This is a genomic window from Phenylobacterium sp. (assembly GCF_024508875.1).
Classification (GTDB): domain Bacteria; phylum Pseudomonadota; class Alphaproteobacteria; order Caulobacterales; family Caulobacteraceae; genus Phenylobacterium.
Genome location: NZ_JANINU010000112.1, coordinates 21,123 through 39,409 on the forward strand (window position 1 = coordinate 21,123; position 18,287 = coordinate 39,409).

Sequence of the window (18,287 nt, forward strand, 5' to 3'; positions counted from 1 at the left end):
CACAAGAGTGCAAGGTCGTGGCGGCTATTTCGGGGCTGGCTGCCGGTGAGGTCGGGTCTAGAGGCTCAGGATGGCGTGGGGCTCGGCGGTCAGCCGGGCGTAGGCGCGTGCAACGGCGGTGCGGCAGCTGGGCTCCGCGGCCAGGGCGGGCGGGAAGACGCTCTCCAAGGCGAGGAAGCGGTCCACATCGGCGAGGGCGCCGTCGCACTGGCGGGCGAGGTCGACGAGCGTTCCGGCCAGGGGATCGGTGAGGGGCGCGCCGGCGCGGGCCTGGCGGATGACGAAGGCGATCCAGGCGGCGACGCCCACCGCTAGGCGATCGGCGGGGCGGCCCGCGGCGAGGGCCTCGGCGGCGGTCTCCAGCAGGCGGAAGCGCAGCTTCTGCGAGCCGTCCCAGGCGATCTGCGAGAGCTTGTGGACGATGGCCGGGTTGCGGAATCGGGCCAGCACCGCGTCGACGTAGACGGGGATGTCCAACTCCGGCGCATCCAGCGTGGGGCTCACGTCCTGGCGCATCATCCGCTCGACGAAGCTTGAGAGGCGCGGGTCGGCCATGGCGGCGGAGACGGTTTCGTGGCCCAGCGCAAGGCCGACGTAGGCCAGGGTCGAATGGGCGCCGTTGAGCAGTCGCAGCTTGGCGCGCTCGAACGGGGCGACGTCGCGGGCGACGGTGACGCCGGCGCGCTCGAACAGGGGCCGGTCGGCGCCGAGGCGGTCCTCCACCACCCACTGGACGAAGCGCTCGCGCTGGACGGGCCAGGCGTCGACGAGCCCGAGGGCGGCGTCGGCCTGGGCGCGCAGGGCGTCGTCGGTCGCGGGGGTGATGGAATCGACCATGCTGCACGGGAAGGCGGCGTTGGCCTCGATCCAGGCGGCCAGGGCGGGTTCTCCACGGGCCCGTGCGAAGGCCGCGACCGCGCGGCCGAGCTTGGCGCCGTTGTCGGAGAGGTTGTCGCAACTGATCGTCGTAAAGGACTGGCGAGAAACGGCTTTCCGGCGGCGCAGGGCTTCGCAGATCCAGCCGATGGCGGTGACCGGGCGGTCGGGGTTCGCAAGGTCGCGGCGGATGTCGGGGTGGTCGAGGTCGAGCGCGCCGGCGGTGGTGAGGCAGTAGCCCTTCTCGGTGACCGTGGCGGTGACGTAGCGGGCCTCGGCGAGGCGGGCGAAAACGGCGTCGGGGTCCTCTGGCGCCACCAGAACCTCGCGGATCGCGCCGATCACCTGGACCGTCGGATCCGCCTCCTTCTCCACCAGGGCGTAGAGGCCGTCCTGGGGCGAGAGGGCGTCGCGGACGTCGGGCGTGCGCAGCGACACGGCGCAGACGGCGAGGCCGGGGTCGTGCGCCAGCATGCGGTCGAAATACCAGGCCTGGTGGGCGCGGTGGAACGCGCCGGGCCCGAAGTGGACGACGCCCACGGTGGTCTTGGCGCGATCGTAGGCTGGCGTGCGGACGGGCGGGCGGACCTGGCCCAGGGTGGCGTTCGACAGGCGCATCAGAGGGTGACGCCGCGCTTCCAGAGGGCGATCTCGCGTTCGCCGTTCTCCTCGGCGCGGGTGAGCTGTCCGGAGGCGGTGGCGACGACCAGGTCCATGAGCCGGCCCGCCGCTGCGTCGAGGCTCTCGCCGGCGGCGATGCGGCCCGCATCGAAGTCGATCCAGCGCGGCTTGCGCTGTGCGAGGCCGGAGTTGGTGGCGATCTTCAGCGTGGGCGCCGGAAAGCCCAGGGGCGTGCCGCGGCCGGTGGTGAACAGGATCACCGTGGCGCCGGCAGCGGTGAGCGCGGTGGACGAGACCGCGTCGTTGCCGGGGGCCTCCAGCAACACGATGCCCGGCCGGCGCGCCTGGCCGCCGTAGCGGACAACCTCGGTGACGGGCCCGCGTCCCGCCTTCTGCACGGCGCCGAGGGATTTCTCTTCGAGCGTGGTGATGCCGCCCTCGATGTTGCCGGGGGAGGGGTTCTCGCTGACCGGTTCGCCGTGGCCGAGGAAGTAGCTCTTGAAGTCGTTCACGACGGCGGCGACTTCGCGGAAGACGGCCTCGTCGCTCGCGCGCGCCATGAGCAGGCGCTCGGCGCCGAAGATCTCGGGGATCTCGGTGAGGATCGCCGTCCCGCCGGCCGCGCAGACCTTGTCGGCGATGCGGCCGACGACGGGATTGGCGGTGAGGCCAGAGAAGCCGTCCGAGCCGCCGCACTTCACCCCGACCACGAGGTCGGAGACGGGACAGGACGTGCGCCGATCGTGCTCGGCGATCGCGACCAGTTCGGCGACGGCGGCGAGGCCGTCCTCGATCTCGTCGCCGGCCGACTGGGCGGTGAAGGCGCGCAGGCGGGCGCGGTCGAGGTGCGGGGCGGAGTCCAGCAGCGCCTGGAGCTGGTTGCTCTCGCAGCCGAGGCCCAGGATCAGGACGCCGCCGGCGTTGGGGTGGCCGGCCAGGGCCGCGATCATGGCCCGGGTGGCGTCCAGGTCGCCCCCGAGCTGGGAGCAGCCGAAGGGGTGGGTGAGGGCGACGACGCCATCCACGCGGCCGCGCAACGCGCGGTCGGCCGCCTCGGCGATCTTCTGGGCGGTGCGGGCCACGCAGCCGACCGTGCAGAGCACCCAGATCTCGTTGCGCGTGCCGACCCGCCCGTCGGCGCGGCGGTAGCCCTGGAAGGTGCGGGCCTCGGGCGCCGGCAAGGGTTCGGCCGGGGCGGGCTCGTAGGCGTAGGCCTCCACGCCCGACAGCGAGGTTGCGAGGTTGTGGGTGTGGACGTGATCGCCGGGCGCGATCTGGCGGGTCGCGTGCCCGATGGGCCAGCCGTACTTCCGGACGTCCTGGCCGGCGGCGATGGGGCGCAGCGCCACCTTGTGACCGGGCGGGATGTCGGCGCTCGCCACCACACCCGGCGCGACGGTCTCGCCTCGGGCGACGGCATGAAGCGCCACCGCCACGTCGTCGCGCGGATCGATGACGAGGGTTGCAGCGGAGCCGTTCATCGCAGAATGGTAACCGGTGTCATGCAAATCTCAAGCGCACCCCGCTTGCGGTTGCGGCCCGGCGCAGGTCAGGGATACCCGTCAAGCGCCGCTGCGCCGTCCAAGGATCGGTCCGACTGCCCGTGAAGCCCCCGATGAGCAAGCCGCGAACACCTGAGGAGGGGGGCGTCGAGACCCGCCGCCGGGCGACGATCAACGACATCGCGCGGCTGGCCGGCGTCTCGAAGAAGACCGTCTCGCGGGTGATCAACGCCTCGCCGTTCGTGCGCGCCGACACGCGGGAGAAGATCGAGGCGGTCATCGCCGAGCTGGGCTATGTGCCCGATCCACAGGCGCGCGGGCTGGCGTACGGCCGGGCGTTCCTGATCGGGCTGGTCTACGACAACCCGAACCCGCAGTACGTGGTGAACATGCAGCTCGGGCTGCTGGACGCGATGAAGGGCTCGGGCTTCGAGTTGGTGGTCCATCCGTGCGACCGCGCCAGCCCGACGTTCCTGGACGACCTGCGCGGGTTCGTGGAGCGGCAGCGGCTGTTCGGTGTGGTGCTGACGCCCTCCGTCTCGGAAGACGAGCGGGCGGCGGCGCTGATGAACGAGATCGGCTGCGCCTATGTGCGGGTGGCCTCGGTGAGCCTGGACAAGGCCGAGCACATGATCGAGACGCGCGACCGGCTGGGCGGCCGCGAGGCGGCGGCGCACCTGGCGGACCTCGGCCACACGCGCATCGCCTTCGTTTCGGGGCCGCCCACCTTCCGCTCGTCGCACGAGCGGCGCTCGGGGTTCGAGGAGGCGCTGGAGGAGCGGGGGCTGCACCTGGCCAAGGCCTACGCGGTCGAGGGCGCCTACACCTACGAGTCGGGCATCGAGCGGGGGCGGGAGCTGCTGTCGATGGCGCAGCCGCCGACGGCGATCTTCGCCGGCAACGACGAGATGGCGGCGGGCGTGCTACAGGCGGCGCGCCAACTGGGCCGGCGCGTCCCGGAGGACGTCTCCGTGGTGGGCTTCGACGACTTCCAGATCGCCTCGCGCCTGTGGCCGACGCTGACGACCGTGCGCACCCCGACGCGGGAGATCGGGCGCCTCGCCGCCGAGCGGCTGATGGGCCGCGACGACACGGGCCGCGATCCGAAGAGCCGGCTGCCGTCGCTGGTGGTGCGGGAATCCACGGCCGCTCCGCCGAAAGCCTGAGGCCGGGGCGCTAGAGGTCTCCCGAGGCGGGACGGGGCGTTCGTTTCTTGACGACGCTCAGCAACGCCGCGCCGGCGAGGGCGGAGACCAGCGAACCCGCCAGGACGCCGATCTTCACCTCGTCCTGCAGCGCCGCGTCTCGGAAGGCGAGCAGGCCGATGAACAGGCTCATCGTGAAGCCGATGCCGCACAGCAGGCTCACGCCGTAGAGCTGGGACCAGGACGCGGCGACCGGGAGCCGGGCGACACCAGCGCGGATCGCCAGCCAGGACGACAGGAAGACGCCCGTCTGCTTGCCGAAGAGAAGCCCAGCCGCGACGCCGAGGGTGACCGGCTCGCCGAGGATCGCGAGGGAGGTTCCGGCGAAGGAGACGCCCGCGTTCGCGAAGCCGAAGACCGGCACGATCAGGAACGCGACCCAGGGCGAGAGGGCGTGCTCGAGGCGGTGGAGCGGCGAGGTCATGTCGTCCGGCGCGGCCTTCGAGGGCCGCAGGGGAACGGTCATCGCGAGGACTACGCCGGCGATGGTGGCGTGGATCCCGGACAGCAGGACGAGCCACCACAGGAGGGCGCCGAACACGAGGTAGGGCGCGAGCCGGGTCACCTTGAGCCGATTGAGGCCGATGAGCAGGAGCGTGGTCAGGCCAGCGCCGCCCAGCGCCGCGAGATCGATCTTCGCCGTGTAGAACACCGCGATCACGAGGACGGCGACGAGGTCGTCGACGATGGCGAGCGTCGCCAGGAAGACCTTGAGGCTCGTTGGAACCCGTTTGCCCAACAGGGACAGGACGCCCAACGCGAAGGCGATGTCCGTGGCGGTGGGGATGGCCCACCCTCGCAGGGTCGTGGGGTTTCCGGCGTTGACGGCGGCATAGATCAGGCCGGGAACGAGCACCCCGCCGGCCGCCGCGATACAGGGAAGGGCGCGGTTGGCCCAGGTGGCGAGCTGGCCGTCGAGAAACTCGCGTTTGATCTCCAGGCCCACGAACAGGAAGAAGACCGCCATCAGCCCGTCGTTGATCCAGTGCAGGACGTCGAGGCCGGCGAAGGGCGCATGCAGCGCGCCGAAGTAGGCGGCGGAGAGCGGCGAGTTCGCCACGAACAGGGCCAGGGCGGCAGCGCCCATCAGCAGCAGCCCGCCGGTGGCTTCGCTTTCCAGCAGCTCTCTGAGGACGGAGGGTTTGCGGGTCGGGTGCATGCGCGTGTCTCCGCGCTGGCGGCCCGACCAACGTACTCCCTGACCGGCCGTCGCGACCGGGCACCCGTGCCGCCTATGGCGCCTTTGGGCATGGGAAGGCAAGCGGCGCAGGCGTCTCGACGCGGCGCTAGGTCTCGCCCTCGGCCAAGCCTTCGGGTGGCTGCCTGCGAAGGGCGCCGACAGGCGTCAGGACCGTGCGGTCGATGATCTCGGCCATGGTGTCGGCGTCGACGCGATCGAGATTCCGGAGCCACCAGGCCAGCAGGTTGAGGATGCCGGACGCGAGCTGGAACAGCAGCAGTTCGTCCAGCGTGCCGCGCGCCTTGTCGGGTCGCCGGCGGACCATGGTCTCAAGGGTCTGGCGCAGCATGTCGGCGCGGACCGTCTCGCCAGCGCCGCCCGCGATCAGGGCCTTGTGGATCGGCAGGTTGGCTTCGACGAAGGCGCACAGCGAACGCGCCGCGCCCCGGCGGTCAGCGGCCAGGAGCAGCGGGCGGACCTGGTCGAGGAACGACCGCGTCAGCATGTCGGCCACATCGGCGAGCAGGGCTTCCTTGTCGACGTAGTGGCGGAAGAAGGTGGCGTAGCCCACGCCCGCCCGCGCGGCGATGGCGCGCACGGTGATGGTGTCGAGCGGACGTTCGGACGCCAGCGCGACCATGGCGGCGCGCAGCGCCTCACGGGTGCGGACGATGCGGGCGTCGAGAGCGGTTGACATGGAAGCAGGACCGGCCGTTATGATCCACAGTATATCGTAACTTCCCTGTCGCGCCGTCAAGCGGCGGCCTGGAGAGCCGGAATGGCCCCGGGCAGGATGCGGCGGGGATCTGGGGGAGGACGAGCGGATGATCACCATGAAGACGATGCGGCGTGCGGGCCTGGCGGCCCTGCTGGCGGCTACCGCGCTGGCGGCGGGCAGCCTGACGACGATCGCGGGGGCGCAGGCGCCGGCGGCCCTGCAGGTCGACGACTTCCGCCTGTCGGACCAGAACTACCTGTCGCGCCAGCTCTACCGGATGAGCGACGCCAAGGCGGTGGTGCTGATCGCCTACGCCAGCGGCGACAAGACGGTGAAGACGGAGGCGGCGTCCTATGAGGCGCTGCGCCAGGCCTATGGGGCCAAGGGCGTCGAGACGATGCTGCTGGCCTCGAAGCTGGGGGAGACGCGCGAGCGGGTGAACCCGGAGGCGAAGGCCCTCGGCCTGTCGATGCCGATCCTGTTCGACTACCAGCAACTCGTCGGCGAGCAACTGGGCGTGACGCGGGCGGGCGAAACGATCGTCGTCGATCCGCGCACTTGGACGGTCGCCTACCGCGGACCGGTGGAGGGCGCGCGCGAGACCCTGGACGGCCTGGTCGCCGGCCGGAAGGCGCCGCCGGTGATCCGTGTGGCGAGCGGCGCGCCCATCGCGTTTCCCGAGCGGGGCAAGGCGCACGACAAGATCAGCTACGTGAAGGACATCGCGCCGATCATCCAGGCCAAGTGCACGGGCTGTCACCAGCCGGGCGGGGTGGGGCCGATGCCGCTGAACACCTACGACCAGGTGCGGGGCTTCTCGCCGATGATCCGCGAGGTGCTGCGGACCAAGCGGATGCCGCCCTTCCTGGCCGACGAGACCGTGGGGGCGTTCCAGCACGACGAGCGGCTGAACTCAGAGCAGATCAAGACCCTGGTCCACTGGGTGGAGGCCGGCGCGCCGCGGGGCAAGGGCGAGGACCCGCTGGCGAAGATCAAGTTCCAGGCGCCCGAGTGGCCCCTGGGCAAGCCGGACGCCATCGTCACGATCCCGGCGGTGAAGATCCCGGCGCAGGGGGTGCTGGACTATTCGCGCCCGGTGGTGGCGAACCCTATGCCCGAGGGGCGCTGGATGAAGGCGACCACCTTCAAGGTGACCGACCGTCAGGTGGTGCACCACATCCTGACCGGCGTGGTCGGCGGTGACGTGAAGCCGGGCCAGACCGCGTCCGAGGCCGAATGGGGCGCCTCGCTGGGCGGCTACGGGCCGGGGCGGGGCTCGAACCTGCAGCCGAAGGACACGGGCGTCTGGGTGCCGCCGTCGGGCGGCGTCGCCTTCCAGAACCACTACACGCCGTACGGCCGCGAGACGACGGAAGAGACCCAGATGGGGATCTACTTCTATCCGAAGGGCCAGGAGCCGAAGTACGTGCTGCGCACGTTCGGCATCTTCGACTTCTCGATCGTTATCCCGCCGGGCGCGGAATACCACCACGAGCAGGCCTATATCGACGTGCCGAAGGAGATGATCCTGTACGGCCTGACTCCCCATGCGCACCATCGGGGCGGGTCGGTCAGCGTCGCGGTGAAGTACCCGAACGGCAAGGAAGAGATGCTGCTGGCCATGCCGCGGTACGACTTCAACTGGCAGTATGAGTACTTCCTGGAGACGCCGCTGAAGGTGCCGGCCGGCTCGAAGGTGATCACCCGTTGGACCTTCGACAACTCGACCCGCAACCCGGCGAACCCGGACCCGAAGCGGGAAATCCGCTGGGGCGAGCAGTCGTCGGAGGAGATGCTGGCGCTGTACCTGCACTACCGCTGGACCGACGAGACGGTGGCGCGCCAGAAGCCCGAGAACGACAAGCTGATGCAGGCCGGCCTGATGATCGGCGTCATGGACGACGACATGGACGGCCGGCTCACCCGGGCCGAGCTGAAGGGCAACATGGGCGAGAACCTGCAGAAGTACTTCGCCCTCATCGACGCCAACAAGGACGGCGGCGTCGACCGCAAGGAGCTGGACGCGGCGATGAAGATGATGCCGCGCCGCCGCAACGGCGGGCAGGCGGCGGCGGATGCGCCGGCGGCGGCCGGGGCGCCGGGCGGGCGCTAGAGCCGAAGGCCTTCTCCCCTGCGGGAGAAGGTGTCGCCCGCAGGGTGACGGATGAGGGGGCGCGCGGCGCTGGTCGGCGACCCCTTTATCGTTTCCGGCGGTGAGGTTGGCGCGCCGCCTCATCCGACCGGCTTGCGCCGGCCACCTTCTCCCGCAAGGGGAGACGGGCGCGACCCTAGAGCTTTACCGGCTCCATCTTCGGCGTGAGCAGGTGCACCACCAGCAGCGCCAGCAGGTAGACCGTGGCGGCGACGGCGAAGATCGGGGTGTAGGTCCCGATCCGCTCCAGAACCTCGCCGACATAGTTCGAGAACACCATCCCGCCAACGGCGCCGATCATGCCGCCGATGCCGATCACGGAGCCCACGGCCGAGCGAGGGAACACGTCGCTGGGCAGGGTGTAGAGGTTGGCCGAGAAGCCCTGGTGGGCCGCCGTCGCGACGCCGATGATGAGCACCGCCACCCAGAGGTTCGAGGCCAGCGCGGCGCCGCCCACGGGGATCGCCAGCAGCGCGCAGATCAGCATGGTGGTCTTGCGGGCGCGGTTGATCGACCAGCCCAGCTTCATGAACCGCGACGAGAGCCAGCCGCCGGCCACGCTGCCCACGTCGGAGAGCAGGTAGATCGCCACAAGCGGTGGGCCGAACGTCTTCAGGTCGAGGCCGTAGCGCTTGCCCAGGAAGTCGGGCAGCCAGAAGAGGAACATCCACCAGATCGGGTCGATCAGGAACTTGCCCAGGGCGTAGGCCCAGGTCTCGCGGTAGCCGAGCAGGCGCGTCCAGGCGACCTTCTCGACCGGATCGGCGGGATCGCTCTCGATGTGGGCGAGCTCGGCGGCCGAGACCTTCGCGTGTTCGCGCGGGCGGCGATAGACCAGCAGCCAGACCGGCAGCCAGACGAGGCCCAGCAGGCCCGTCACCAGGAAGGTGACCTGCCAGCCGAAGGCGAGGGTGAGGGCGGGGATCAGCAGCGGCGTGACGATGGCGCCGATGTTGGTGCCGGCGTTGAAGAGGCCCGTGGCGAGGGCGCGCTCCTTCTTGGGGAACCACTCGGCGACCGATTTGATGCCGGCCGGGAAGGCGCCCCCTTCGCCCAGGCCCAGGACGACGCGGCTGGCGATGAACCCGGAGAACGAGCCGGCGAGGCCGGTGAGCATGTGTCCGACCTGCCAGATCAGGAAGGCGACGCCGAAGCCGAAGCGCGCGCCCATCCGGTCGATGATCCGGCCCCAGGCGAGGTAGGCGATGGCGTAGGCCCCCTGGAACCACAGGATGAGGCGGGCGTAGTCCTTCTCCGTCCAGCCGAACTCGGTGGTCAGGTCGGCCTTCAGCAGGCCGATCGTCTGGCGATCGACGTAGTTGATGACCATGGCCGTGAAGAGCAGGCCGACGATCACCCAGCGATAGCGGCCGACGCTCGCGGAGCTCGCCGCGGCGGCGTCAGGCGAGCCGGCTTCAGTCCGGGCGGCGGTGGTCATGCGTGTCTCCTCCGGGGCCCGCGGCGGGCCGGGCGGGGACCGCGACGCAGCGGATCTCCTCCAGGTCGCCGAAGGTGATGCGGGCCGTTTGTCCGGCCTCGATGTCATGGATGCCGCTGGCCGCGCCGGTCGTCACCAACTGGCCGGCCTTGAGAGGACGACCGCGGCGGGCGCAGGCGGCCATCAGGAAGGCGAGCGAGGCGGGCGGGCCGCCGGGGATCGACTCGGGCGCGCCTTCGCCCACGAGTTGGCCCTCGACCCAGGCGTGGCAGGGCGGGATGTCCTGCGGACGCTCGCGCCAGGCGGGGACGACGCGGCCCAGGATCAGGCCGGCGTTGTTGCCGAAGTCGGAGGCCACGACGCGCGGGCCCAGGACGTTGATGGTGGCGAGCGGGCTGCCGGCGAACTCGACGCCGACCAGCAGGTCGCCGACATAGTCGAGGGCGTCCTCCGGCGTCCAGTCCAGCTTGTCGGCCGGCGCGTCGCGACCCATGCGGTAGATGTACTCGGCCTCGACCGCGGCGAAGCCGCCGGCGATGACGGGCAGGGGCGTGGGCGCGCCCGGGTCGGCCTGCCAGACGTGGCCGGCGAATACGGGACCCATCACGCGCTCGGCCTTCAGTTCGGCCTGCAGTTCGGTGGGGATGCGTCCGACCTTCCAGCCCACGACGGGTTCGGGCCAGAGGCCGATGGCCTGCTCCTGGACGAGGTAGCCGCCGGCCATGTCGGCGGGGAGGGGGCCGGGAAAGCCGGAGAGGGCGCGGGCGCCGAGCCGCGCCTCGACGAACTGGCGCGCGACGGCCGGCGGATCAAACGCGGTCGCGGACTTCGCCGCCGGAACGGTCACGAGCTTCTGGTCCTCCGGCCGCCTCCGCTTTCGGGCGGCGCGGCGCTTATTGTCGTCGTTGGACCGGGCTGACCGGCCGAATTCGGCTGCACATTGTGCGAAGAGGTAACCGGTGTCAATTTGGTCTGCAGGGCTTCAACGTGCCTGTCGGCGGCGGTGGGAAGCGGCGGCGCAAATGGCTTGCGCGGCATAATGACACCGGTTACCACCGCGGCCAGAGGGAGGACCGGCCGATGACAAGGCCCCTGACGCTGCACCCGGATCGGCTGTTCCCGGCCGAGCCCGCGACCCGCGCCGTCGCGCGGCGGCTGTACGCGTGCGTCAAGGCCCTGCCGATCATCAGCCCGCATGGCCACACCGACCCGGAATGGTTCGCCTCGGACGCGCCGTTCGCCAACGCCGCCGAATTGCTGCTGGCGCCCGATCATTACCTCTACCGGATGCTCTATTCGCAGGGCGTGCGGCTGGAGGACCTGGGCGTGCCGTCGCGCAAGGGGCCTGGCGGCGCCGATCCGCGCGCGGCCTGGCGCATCCTGGCGTCGAATATGCATCTGTTCCGCGGGACCCCGTCGTCGATGTGGCTGAACCATGTGTTCGCCGAGGTCTTCGGCTTCGAGGTGGCGCTGAGCGCCGAGACCGCGGACCTCTACTTCGACCGCATCGGCGAGGCGCTGGCGACGCCGGCGTTCCGGCCGCGGGCGCTGTTCGAGCGGTTCAACATCGAGCTGATCGCCACCACCGAGGCGCCGACCGATCCGCTGACGCACCACAGGGCGATGCGCGCGTCGGGCTGGAAGGGGCGGGTGGTCACGGCCTATCGCCCGGACCCGGTGGTGGATCCCGAGCACGAGGATTTCCAGTCCGAGATCGAGCGGTTCGGCGCGATCAGCGGCGAGGATGTGCGGTCCTGGACGGGCTACCTGCGAGCCCACCGCGTGCGCCGGCAGGCGTTCATGGAGATGGGGGCCACCTCCACCGACCATGGGCATCCGACGGCGCAGACCGCCGACCTCTCGGAGGCCCAGGCCGAGGCGCTGTTCCGCAAGGTGCTGGACGGGGTCTTCACGCCAGCGGACGCCGAACTGTTCCGGGCGCAGATGCTGACCGAGATGGCGAAGATGAGCCTGGACGACGGGCTGGTCATGCAGATCCATCCCGGCAGCTTCCGCAACCACAACCGCTGGCTCCACGGGGCGTTCGGCCGCGACAAGGGCGCCGACATCCCCACGCGCACGGACTATGTGCGGGCGCTGAAGCCGCTGCTGGACAGGTTCGGCAACGATCCGCGGCTGTCGGTGATCGTCTTCACGCTGGACGAGAGCGCCTATGCCCGAGAGCTGGCCCCGCTGGCCGGCCACTATCCGGTGCTGAAGCTGGGTCCGTCCTGGTGGTTCCACGACAGCCCGGAGGGGATGCGCCGCTTCCGCGAGCAGACCACCGAGACGGCGGGCTTCTACAACACCGTCGGCTTCAACGACGACACGCGGGCGTTCCTGTCGATCCCGGCGCGGCACGACGTGGCCCGGCGGGTGGACGCGGGCTTCCTGGCGCGGCTGGTGACCGAGCACCGCCTGGACGAGGACGAGGCGGCCGAGACCATCGTCGACCTGGCCTACAACCTGCCCAAGCGGGCCTACAAACTTGACGAGCCGGCGGCCCAGCGCGCGCCCGACCCGGCCTGACGGGAGGAGCCTTCGTGTTCAAGCGGATCTACCACGCCACCCACCCCGACATGATGGAGGGGGTCGACAACGAGACCCTGCGCCAGCGCTATCTGGTCCAGGACCTGTTCGCCGCCGGGCAGGTGGTGCTGAACTACACCCACTACGAGCGCTTCGTGATCGGCGGCGCAGCCCCCGCCAAGGGCGCCGTGCGCCTGCCGGACCAGACCGAGCCGGAAAGCGCCAAGGGCCATCCGTTCCTCGAACGGCGCGAGATGGGGATCATCAACGTCTCGGACGTGGCCGGCAAGGTGACGGTGGACGGGACGGACTATGACATGGCCCCCAAGGACTGCCTCTATGTGACCATGGGCGCGAAGGACGTGAGCTTCGAAGGCGAGGGCGCGCGCTTCTACCTCGTCTCCACGCCGGCTCATGCGGCCTTCGAGACGAAGAAGCTGTCGATCGCCGACGCCGTGCCGCTGGAGCGGGGCGCGCTGGAGACCTCGAACGAGCGGACGATCTACCAGCTCGTGGTGCCGCAGACCTGCAAGTCGGCGCAGCTTCTGCTGGGGCTGACGATCCTCAACACCGGCAGCGTCTGGAACACCATGCCGCCGCACCTGCACGACCGCCGCAGCGAGATCTATTTCTACTTCGGCCTGGGCGAGAACGACCGCGTCTTCCACTTCATGGGCGAGCCGGACAACGCCCGCCACATCGTCATGGCGAACGAAGAGGCCGTGATGTCGCCGCCGTGGTCGATCCACATGGGCTCGGGCACGTCGAACTACGCCTTCATCTGGGCGATGGGCGGCGAGAACCTCGACTACACCGACATGAACGTCCTCGACATCTGCCAGCTCAAGTAGATGGCGAGCCCCTTCGATCTCACCGGCCAGGTCGCCCTGGTCACCGGCGCCAATACCGGACTGGGTCAGGCGATCGCCGTGGGCCTGGCGCAGGCGGGAGCGGACATCGTCGCCGTCGGTCGCAGCGCGCCGGACGAGACCGCAGAACTGGTCGCCCAGGCCGGCCGTAAGCTGCATGCGGTCAGTGCGGACCTGTCGACGACCGAGCCGATCGCGCGGGTGGTGTTCGAAGCCTATGCCGCCGCCGGGCGCCTGGACATCCTGGTCAACAACGCCGGCATCATCCGGCGCGCGGACAGCCTCGACTTCACGGAAGAGGACTGGGACGCGGTGATGGACACCAACCTGAAGACGGTCTTTTTCCTCAGCCAGGCGGTGGCCAAGCGCTGGGTCGCCGACAAGCGGGGCGGCAAGATCGTCAACGTCGTTTCGATGCTGAGCTTCCAGGGCGGACTGCGCGTGCCATCCTATACCGCGTCGAAAAGCGGGCTGGCGGGGATCACCAAGACCCTCTGCAACGAGTGGGCGGCCAAGGGCATTAACGTCAACGGCCTCGCGCCGGGCTACTTCGCAACCAACAACACCGCCGCGCTGCAGGCCGACGAGACCCGCAACCAGCAGATCCTCGACCGCATTCCTGCAGGGCGCTGGGGCCAACCCAGCGACTTGGCCGGCGCGGCGGTCTTCCTCGCGAGCCGCGCAGCAGATTACATGCACGGCGCCATCGTCCCCGTGGACGGCGGCTGGCTGGCGCGCTGAGCCGGCTGACAGCGTAGGGAAGGACCGCCCGATGGCCCGCGATCGCCTCGTCGTGCTGAACGCCATGATGGACCAGGGGGTGATCCCGGTCTTCTATCACCCGGACCCCGAAGTCTGCGTGAAGGCCATCCAGGCCTGCGCGAACGGCGGGGCGAAGTGCATCGAGTTCACCAACCGCGGCGACTTCGCGAGCCAGGTGTTCCTGGAGGTGACGCGCCACTTCGCCAAGGCCGACCCCAGCGTGATCATGGGCGTGGGCTCGATCGTGGATGCGCCGACGGCCGGGATCTACATCGCCAACGGTGCGAACTTCGTGGTCGGGCCGCTGCTGAACCCCGACGTGGCCAAGGTCTGCAACCGCCGCATGATCGCCTATTCGCCGGGCTGCGGCACGGCCAGCGAGATCGGCCAGGCGCAGGAACTGGGCTGCGAGATCGTCAAGGTGTTCCCGGGCGGCTCGGTGGGCGGGCCGGAGTTCGTGAAGGCGGTGCTGGGGCCGATGCCCTGGACGAAGATCATGCCCACGGGCGGCGTGGACGTGACCGAGGCGTCGCTGAAGCCGTGGTTCGACGCCGGCATCGTCGCCTGCGGCATGGGCTCGAACCTGATCACCAAGGCGCTGCTGGACGCCGGCGACTATGCGGGCATCGAGGCCCGGGTGCGCGAGACGGTCCGGCTCATCAAGACGATCCGAGGAATGTAGATGACCAGCGGGGGGCTCGTGATCCGGCCGGCGGCGGACTGTCGCTGGGACTGCGCGGCCCTCGGCGAGGTCATGCTGCGCTTCGATCCGGGCGAGGGGCGGGTGCGCAACGCCCGCAGCTTCCAGGTCTGGGAAGGCGGTGGTGAGTACAACGTGGTCCGCGCGCTGCGGAAGGCGTTCGGCCTGCGCGCGACCGTGGTCACCGCGTTCCCGGACAACGACGTGGGCAAGCTGGCCGAGGACCTGATCCTGCAGGGCGGCGTGGACGTCGGCCACGTGATGTGGCGGCCCTACGATGGGGTCGGCCGCAATACCCGGGTCGGCCTGAATTTCACCGAGCGCGGCTTCGGCCTGCGGCCGGCGCTAGGCGTTTCGGACCGCGGGCATTCGGCGGCGTCGCAGATCGCGCCGGGCGAGGCCGACTGGGACGGGCTGTTCGGGACCGAGGGCGTTCGCTGGTTCCACACCGGCGGCATCTTCGCCGCGCTGGCGCCGCAGACGCCGGAGGTGGTGCTGGAGGCGGTGCGCGCCGCCAGGCGCCACGGCACGGTGGTGTCGTTCGACCTGAACTACCGCGCCTCGCTCTGGAACGCCCTGGGCGATCCCAAGGCGGTGCAGGCGATGAACCGCGAAATCGCGCGCCACGTCGATGTGATGTTCGGCGACCCGTCGGGCTTCAAGGCCTGCCTCGGCTACGACGCGCCGGCGGACTTCCCGGCGTTCGCGGCGGCCGTCGCGGGCGAGTTCGGCTTCAAGGTGGTGGCCAGCACCCGTCGCACAGCGCAATCGGCCAGCGCCAACGACTGGGGCGCGGTGCTGTGGGCGGGCGGCGAGGTGGTGGCGTCGGTCACCCGCGAGAACCTCGACATCCTGGACCGCGTGGGCGGCGGCGACGCCTTTGCGTCCGGCGTCGCGTATGCGCTGTTGCAGGGCTTGGGGCCACAGGCGGCGGTGGACTATGGCGCGGCGCACGGCGCGCTGGCCATGACCACGCCCGGCGACGCTTCGATGGTGGACGTGCGCGAGATCGAGGCGGCGATCGGCGCCCGGGGCGCATCGGTGATCCGCTGACGCAAGCGTGACCGGCCGCCTGGGCTGACGCTGCGGCGAGTCTGCTATCAGGACGTCCCCAAGGAGGCGCCTTGAGTTCCGTCGGTACGATCCTGTTCCTGCTGCTGGCCGTGGTGGTCAGCGGCTCGCTGGCGCGGCTGACGCGCCTGCCGCTTCCGCTGGTGCAGATCGGGCTGGGCGCGCTCATTGCACTTTCGATCGTGCCCACGGTCGAGCTGGAACCGGACCTGTTCTTCCTGCTCTTCCTGCCGCCGCTGCTGTTCCTGGACGGATGGCGGATCCCCAAGGACGATCTGCTGCGCGACCGCGCGACGGTGCTGGAGCTGGCCATCGGCCTGGTGATCCTGACGGTCGTCGGGGTCGGCTTCCTGATCCACTGGCTGATCCCGGCCATGCCGCTGCCGGTGGCCTTCGCCCTGGCGGCCGTGGTTTCGCCCACCGACCCCATCGCGGTGTCGGCCATCGCCTCGCGCACGCCGCTGCCCAAGCGGGTGATGCACATCCTGGAGGGGGAGTCGCTGCTGAACGACGCCTCCGGCCTGGTCTGCATGCGCTTCGCGGTGGCGGCGATGCTGACGGGCGCCTTCGTTCTGCAGGAGGCGGCGGTCACTTTCGCCTGGCTGGCGCTGGGCGGCATCGCCATCGGCGTCGTCTTCACCTGGTCGATCTCCTACACCAAGCAGTGGATTACCAATCGCCTGGGCGAGGACACCAGCGCCCAGATCCTGATCAGCCTGCTGATCCCCTTCGGGGCCTACATGCTGGCCGAACACTTCCATTGCTCAGGCATCCTGGCGGCGGTGGCCGCCGGCGTGACCATGGGGTTCACCGAGCAGACCGGCCAGGCGCTGGCCGTCACCCGCGTGCGCCGGGCGGCGGTATGGGACGTGGTGCAGTTCGCCGCCAACGGCATCATCTTCGTGCTGCTGGGCGAGCAGATGCCCGGCCTGTGGAACTCGGCCAGCGAGACGGTGCTGGCGACGGGCCACGCCGAGCCCTGGTGGCTGGCCGTCTATGTGCTGGCGATCAGCGTCGCGCTCGGCGCCATGCGCTTCGCCTGGGTGTGGGCGTCCCTTCGCCTGACGCTGTTCAAGGCGCGCCGGCGGGGGGAGCGGCCGCCGAAGGCGAACTGGCGGTTGGTGGCGGCCATGTCGCTGGCGGGGGTGCGCGGCGCTATCACCCTCGCGGGCGTGCTCACCCTGCCGCTGACGCTGAACGACGGGACGCCGTTCCCCGCGCGAGACCTGGCTATCGTGCTATCGGCCGGCGTGATCCTGGTGTCGCTGGTGGTGGCGAGCGTGGGCCTGCCGCGGGTGCTGCGGGGCCTGGAGCTGCCGCCCGAACCGTCGCGGCAGACCGAGATCGACCGCACGCGGCTGGCCGCCGCCCAGGCCGCCATCCAGGCGATCGAGGACGAGCAGCACGCCCTGGGCGCCGGGCAGGCCGACGCCGACCTCTACACCGAGGCGTCGGTGCGGATCATGGAGCTGTACCGCGCCCGCATCGACGGGCGGCTGGAGAGCCCGGAATCGGCCGCGATCCAGCGCAAGCTCGAACAGGTGGAGCGCCAGCTTCGGCTCGTCGGCCTACGGGCCGAGCGGGACGAAATCTACCGGCGCATCCGGGCGCGCGAGATCGAGGACGAGGTCGGCCGCAAACTGGTCCGCGACATCGACCTGATGGAAGCCCGCTACACCGGCTGACGGCCGGGACCAAGGGGCGCCGCACTGGGGCCCCTGGATCCTGGCGCTATGCTCGCAAGCGAGCTTCCTGCCGGGCTTACAGGTCCTTGTTCTGCGCTAAGCGGCGCCCTGCGCCTCGGCGATCTGTTCCTTCAGCCTGAGCTTTCGCCGCTTCATCGCCTGGAGCGCCGCCGCGTCCGCCTCGGGCCGCCGCTGCTCGTCGTGGATCTGCGCGTCGAGCTCGCGGTGCTTGCGGGTCAGTTGCAGGACGTGGGCGCTCTTCATCGGCGGCTTCCTCTGCTGTGCCGGCGCGCCATCGCGCCGACGGGCAGGGGAAGGTTGCGCCCGGAAGGTAGGCCAAAGATTGACGACCGGCGCCTGCGCGCTCCTGCCGCAGGCCTCAGGTCCCGGCCTGGATGAACGGGACCTTTTCGAACAGGCGCCGCTCGGCCCCGCGCGGGTCGTCGGCGAGCTTCGACGGCGTGTCGAACACCATGGTCTGGCGGCGCGGCAGGCCATATGGCTCCCAGCGCGGGATAGCCATGCAGTTCGGATCGCCGCGCCTGGCGAAGGCGAGGAAGGCCTCGCTCATCTGGTCGGCCATCGACTGGGCCGTGGGGCCGATTGCAGTGGCTCCGGGCTTGGCGATGTTGTCGAAGACGAATTGGATGTCGCTGGCGTGCGGCGCGCCGAACTTGCCGCCGTCCTTCGGCGTGGCCCAGTCGAGCTGGTAGGCCCAGGCCGGCGCGCCGGACTTGGCGCGCTCCTCCACCTCGATGATCGCGCCGCGCCAGGACCGGGCGGCGGTGGTGGCGGCGAACAGCACGTCGCTGGCGCTATAGGCCGGGTAGAGGCGGCGGTACTCGGCGATGACGGTGACCGGGTCGATGTCGACCCGCATGTGCGCCTGGTTGAGCTTGGCGGGGAGGCCGCCCCAGTCGACGGAGAAGTTCGACGGGTCGCCGCCCAGGAAGGCGCGGGTCTCGTCGTGGGTGTTGCC

The 18,287-nt window shown here is 70.5% G+C and carries 16 protein-coding genes; 8 read left to right on the forward strand and 8 right to left on the reverse strand.

What is annotated here, in order from left to right; translation table 11 throughout:
- Nucleotides 1-57: 57 nt before the first annotated feature.
- The gene (locus tag Q0L11_RS09870; RefSeq protein WP_296596989.1) at nucleotides 58-1,494 is read right to left on the reverse strand and encodes a mannitol dehydrogenase family protein; all 1,437 of its coding nucleotides are present in this window, start codon (nucleotides 1,492-1,494) and stop codon (nucleotides 58-60) included.
- The gene (locus Q0L11_RS09875; RefSeq protein ID WP_296596990.1) at nucleotides 1,494-2,978 is read right to left on the reverse strand and encodes a UxaA family hydrolase; all 1,485 of its coding nucleotides are present in this window, start codon (nucleotides 2,976-2,978) and stop codon (nucleotides 1,494-1,496) included. The genes Q0L11_RS09870 and Q0L11_RS09875 overlap by 1 nt, the downstream gene beginning before the upstream one ends.
- Before the next feature lie 134 nt (nucleotides 2,979-3,112).
- On the opposite strand from Q0L11_RS09875, the gene Q0L11_RS09880 reads away from it, so the two are divergent.
- A complete protein-coding gene (locus tag Q0L11_RS09880) occupies nucleotides 3,113-4,165 on the forward strand; it encodes a LacI family DNA-binding transcriptional regulator (protein WP_296596992.1) in 1,053 nt (350 codons plus the stop codon).
- A 10-nt stretch (nucleotides 4,166-4,175) separates the two neighbouring features.
- Here Q0L11_RS09880 and nhaA read toward each other — a convergent pair whose 3' ends face one another.
- Complete coding sequence (gene nhaA / locus Q0L11_RS09885; protein ID WP_296596994.1) at nucleotides 4,176-5,363, reverse strand: Na+/H+ antiporter NhaA; 1,188 nt, start codon at nucleotides 5,361-5,363, stop codon at nucleotides 4,176-4,178.
- Nucleotides 5,364-5,490: 127 nt separating this feature from the next.
- Nucleotides 5,491-6,081, reverse strand: a complete 591-nt coding sequence (locus Q0L11_RS09890; RefSeq protein ID WP_296596995.1) for a TetR/AcrR family transcriptional regulator — start codon at nucleotides 6,079-6,081, stop codon at nucleotides 5,491-5,493.
- A gap of 127 nt (nucleotides 6,082-6,208) precedes the next feature.
- Between Q0L11_RS09890 and Q0L11_RS09895 the strand changes: the two genes are divergently transcribed.
- Nucleotides 6,209-8,215 (forward strand): redoxin domain-containing protein, encoded by a 2,007-nt coding sequence (locus Q0L11_RS09895; protein WP_296596997.1) that lies wholly within the window; start codon nucleotides 6,209-6,211, stop codon nucleotides 8,213-8,215.
- A 175-nt stretch (nucleotides 8,216-8,390) separates the two neighbouring features.
- Here the strand turns inward: Q0L11_RS09895 and Q0L11_RS09900 are convergent, their stop codons facing one another.
- A complete protein-coding gene (locus Q0L11_RS09900; protein WP_296596998.1) occupies nucleotides 8,391-9,692 on the reverse strand; it encodes an MFS transporter in 1,302 nt (433 codons plus the stop codon).
- Complete coding sequence (locus Q0L11_RS09905) at nucleotides 9,670-10,539, reverse strand: 2-keto-4-pentenoate hydratase (protein ID WP_296596999.1); 870 nt, start codon at nucleotides 10,537-10,539, stop codon at nucleotides 9,670-9,672. Before Q0L11_RS09905 ends, Q0L11_RS09900 begins: the two co-directional genes overlap by 23 nt.
- Nucleotides 10,540-10,772: 233 nt before the next feature.
- On the opposite strand from Q0L11_RS09905, the gene uxaC reads away from it, so the two are divergent.
- The 6 genes from uxaC to Q0L11_RS09935 all read left to right on the forward strand — a co-directional run bounded on the left by uxaC (nucleotide 10,773) and on the right by Q0L11_RS09935 (nucleotide 17,308).
- Complete coding sequence (gene uxaC / locus Q0L11_RS09910; RefSeq protein WP_296597000.1) at nucleotides 10,773-12,221, forward strand: glucuronate isomerase; 1,449 nt, start codon at nucleotides 10,773-10,775, stop codon at nucleotides 12,219-12,221.
- A gap of 14 nt (nucleotides 12,222-12,235) precedes the next feature.
- Nucleotides 12,236-13,072, forward strand: coding sequence for a 5-dehydro-4-deoxy-D-glucuronate isomerase (gene kduI, locus Q0L11_RS09915; protein WP_296597001.1), 837 nt, complete (start codon nucleotides 12,236-12,238; stop codon nucleotides 13,070-13,072).
- Nucleotides 13,073-13,831: a 2-dehydro-3-deoxy-D-gluconate 5-dehydrogenase KduD gene (kduD, locus tag Q0L11_RS09920; protein WP_296597003.1), complete on the forward strand. Its 759-nt coding sequence runs from the start codon at nucleotides 13,073-13,075 to the stop codon at nucleotides 13,829-13,831.
- Between the two features lie 31 nt (nucleotides 13,832-13,862).
- A complete protein-coding gene (locus Q0L11_RS09925; RefSeq protein ID WP_296597005.1) occupies nucleotides 13,863-14,534 on the forward strand; it encodes a bifunctional 4-hydroxy-2-oxoglutarate aldolase/2-dehydro-3-deoxy-phosphogluconate aldolase in 672 nt (223 codons plus the stop codon).
- On the forward strand, nucleotides 14,535-15,605 hold the full coding sequence (locus Q0L11_RS09930; protein ID WP_296597006.1) for a sugar kinase: 1,071 nt from the start codon (nucleotides 14,535-14,537) through the stop codon (nucleotides 15,603-15,605).
- A gap of 71 nt (nucleotides 15,606-15,676) precedes the next feature.
- Entirely contained in the window at nucleotides 15,677-17,308 is a 1,632-nt protein-coding gene (locus tag Q0L11_RS09935) for a Na+/H+ antiporter (protein ID WP_296597007.1), read from the forward strand.
- 96 nt (nucleotides 17,309-17,404) lie between these two features.
- Here the strand turns inward: Q0L11_RS09935 and Q0L11_RS09940 are convergent, their stop codons facing one another.
- Both Q0L11_RS09940 and Q0L11_RS09945 read right to left on the reverse strand, forming a co-directional pair.
- Entirely contained in the window at nucleotides 17,405-17,572 is a 168-nt protein-coding gene (locus Q0L11_RS09940) for a YdcH family protein (RefSeq protein WP_296597009.1), read from the reverse strand.
- A 115-nt stretch (nucleotides 17,573-17,687) separates the two neighbouring features.
- Nucleotides 17,688-18,287 (reverse strand): carboxylesterase family protein (locus tag Q0L11_RS09945; protein WP_296597010.1); only part of this gene is annotated, 600 nt, incomplete at its 5' end.

Coding starts and splice junctions, on each gene's coding strand:
- Q0L11_RS09890 (WP_296596995.1), bottom strand. CDS start 6,081: ATGTCAACCGCTCTCGACGCCCGCATCGTCCGCACCCGTGAGGCGCTG.
- Q0L11_RS09900 (WP_296596998.1), bottom strand. CDS start 9,692: ATGACCACCGCCGCCCGGACTGAAGCCGGCTCGCCTGACGCCGCCGCG.
- Q0L11_RS09895 (WP_296596997.1), top strand. CDS start 6,209: ATGATCACCATGAAGACGATGCGGCGTGCGGGCCTGGCGGCCCTGCTG.
- Q0L11_RS09930 (WP_296597006.1), top strand. CDS start 14,535: ATGACCAGCGGGGGGCTCGTGATCCGGCCGGCGGCGGACTGTCGCTGG.
- Q0L11_RS09880 (WP_296596992.1), top strand. CDS start 3,113: ATGAGCAAGCCGCGAACACCTGAGGAGGGGGGCGTCGAGACCCGCCGC.
- uxaC (WP_296597000.1), top strand. CDS start 10,773: ATGACAAGGCCCCTGACGCTGCACCCGGATCGGCTGTTCCCGGCCGAG.
- Q0L11_RS09940 (WP_296597009.1), bottom strand. CDS start 17,572: ATGAAGAGCGCCCACGTCCTGCAACTGACCCGCAAGCACCGCGAGCTC.
- nhaA (WP_296596994.1), bottom strand. CDS start 5,363: ATGCACCCGACCCGCAAACCCTCCGTCCTCAGAGAGCTGCTGGAAAGC.
- Q0L11_RS09870 (WP_296596989.1), bottom strand. CDS start 1,494: ATGCGCCTGTCGAACGCCACCCTGGGCCAGGTCCGCCCGCCCGTCCGC.
- Q0L11_RS09875 (WP_296596990.1), bottom strand. CDS start 2,978: ATGAACGGCTCCGCTGCAACCCTCGTCATCGATCCGCGCGACGACGTG.
- Q0L11_RS09925 (WP_296597005.1), top strand. CDS start 13,863: ATGGCCCGCGATCGCCTCGTCGTGCTGAACGCCATGATGGACCAGGGG.
- kduD (WP_296597003.1), top strand. CDS start 13,073: ATGGCGAGCCCCTTCGATCTCACCGGCCAGGTCGCCCTGGTCACCGGC.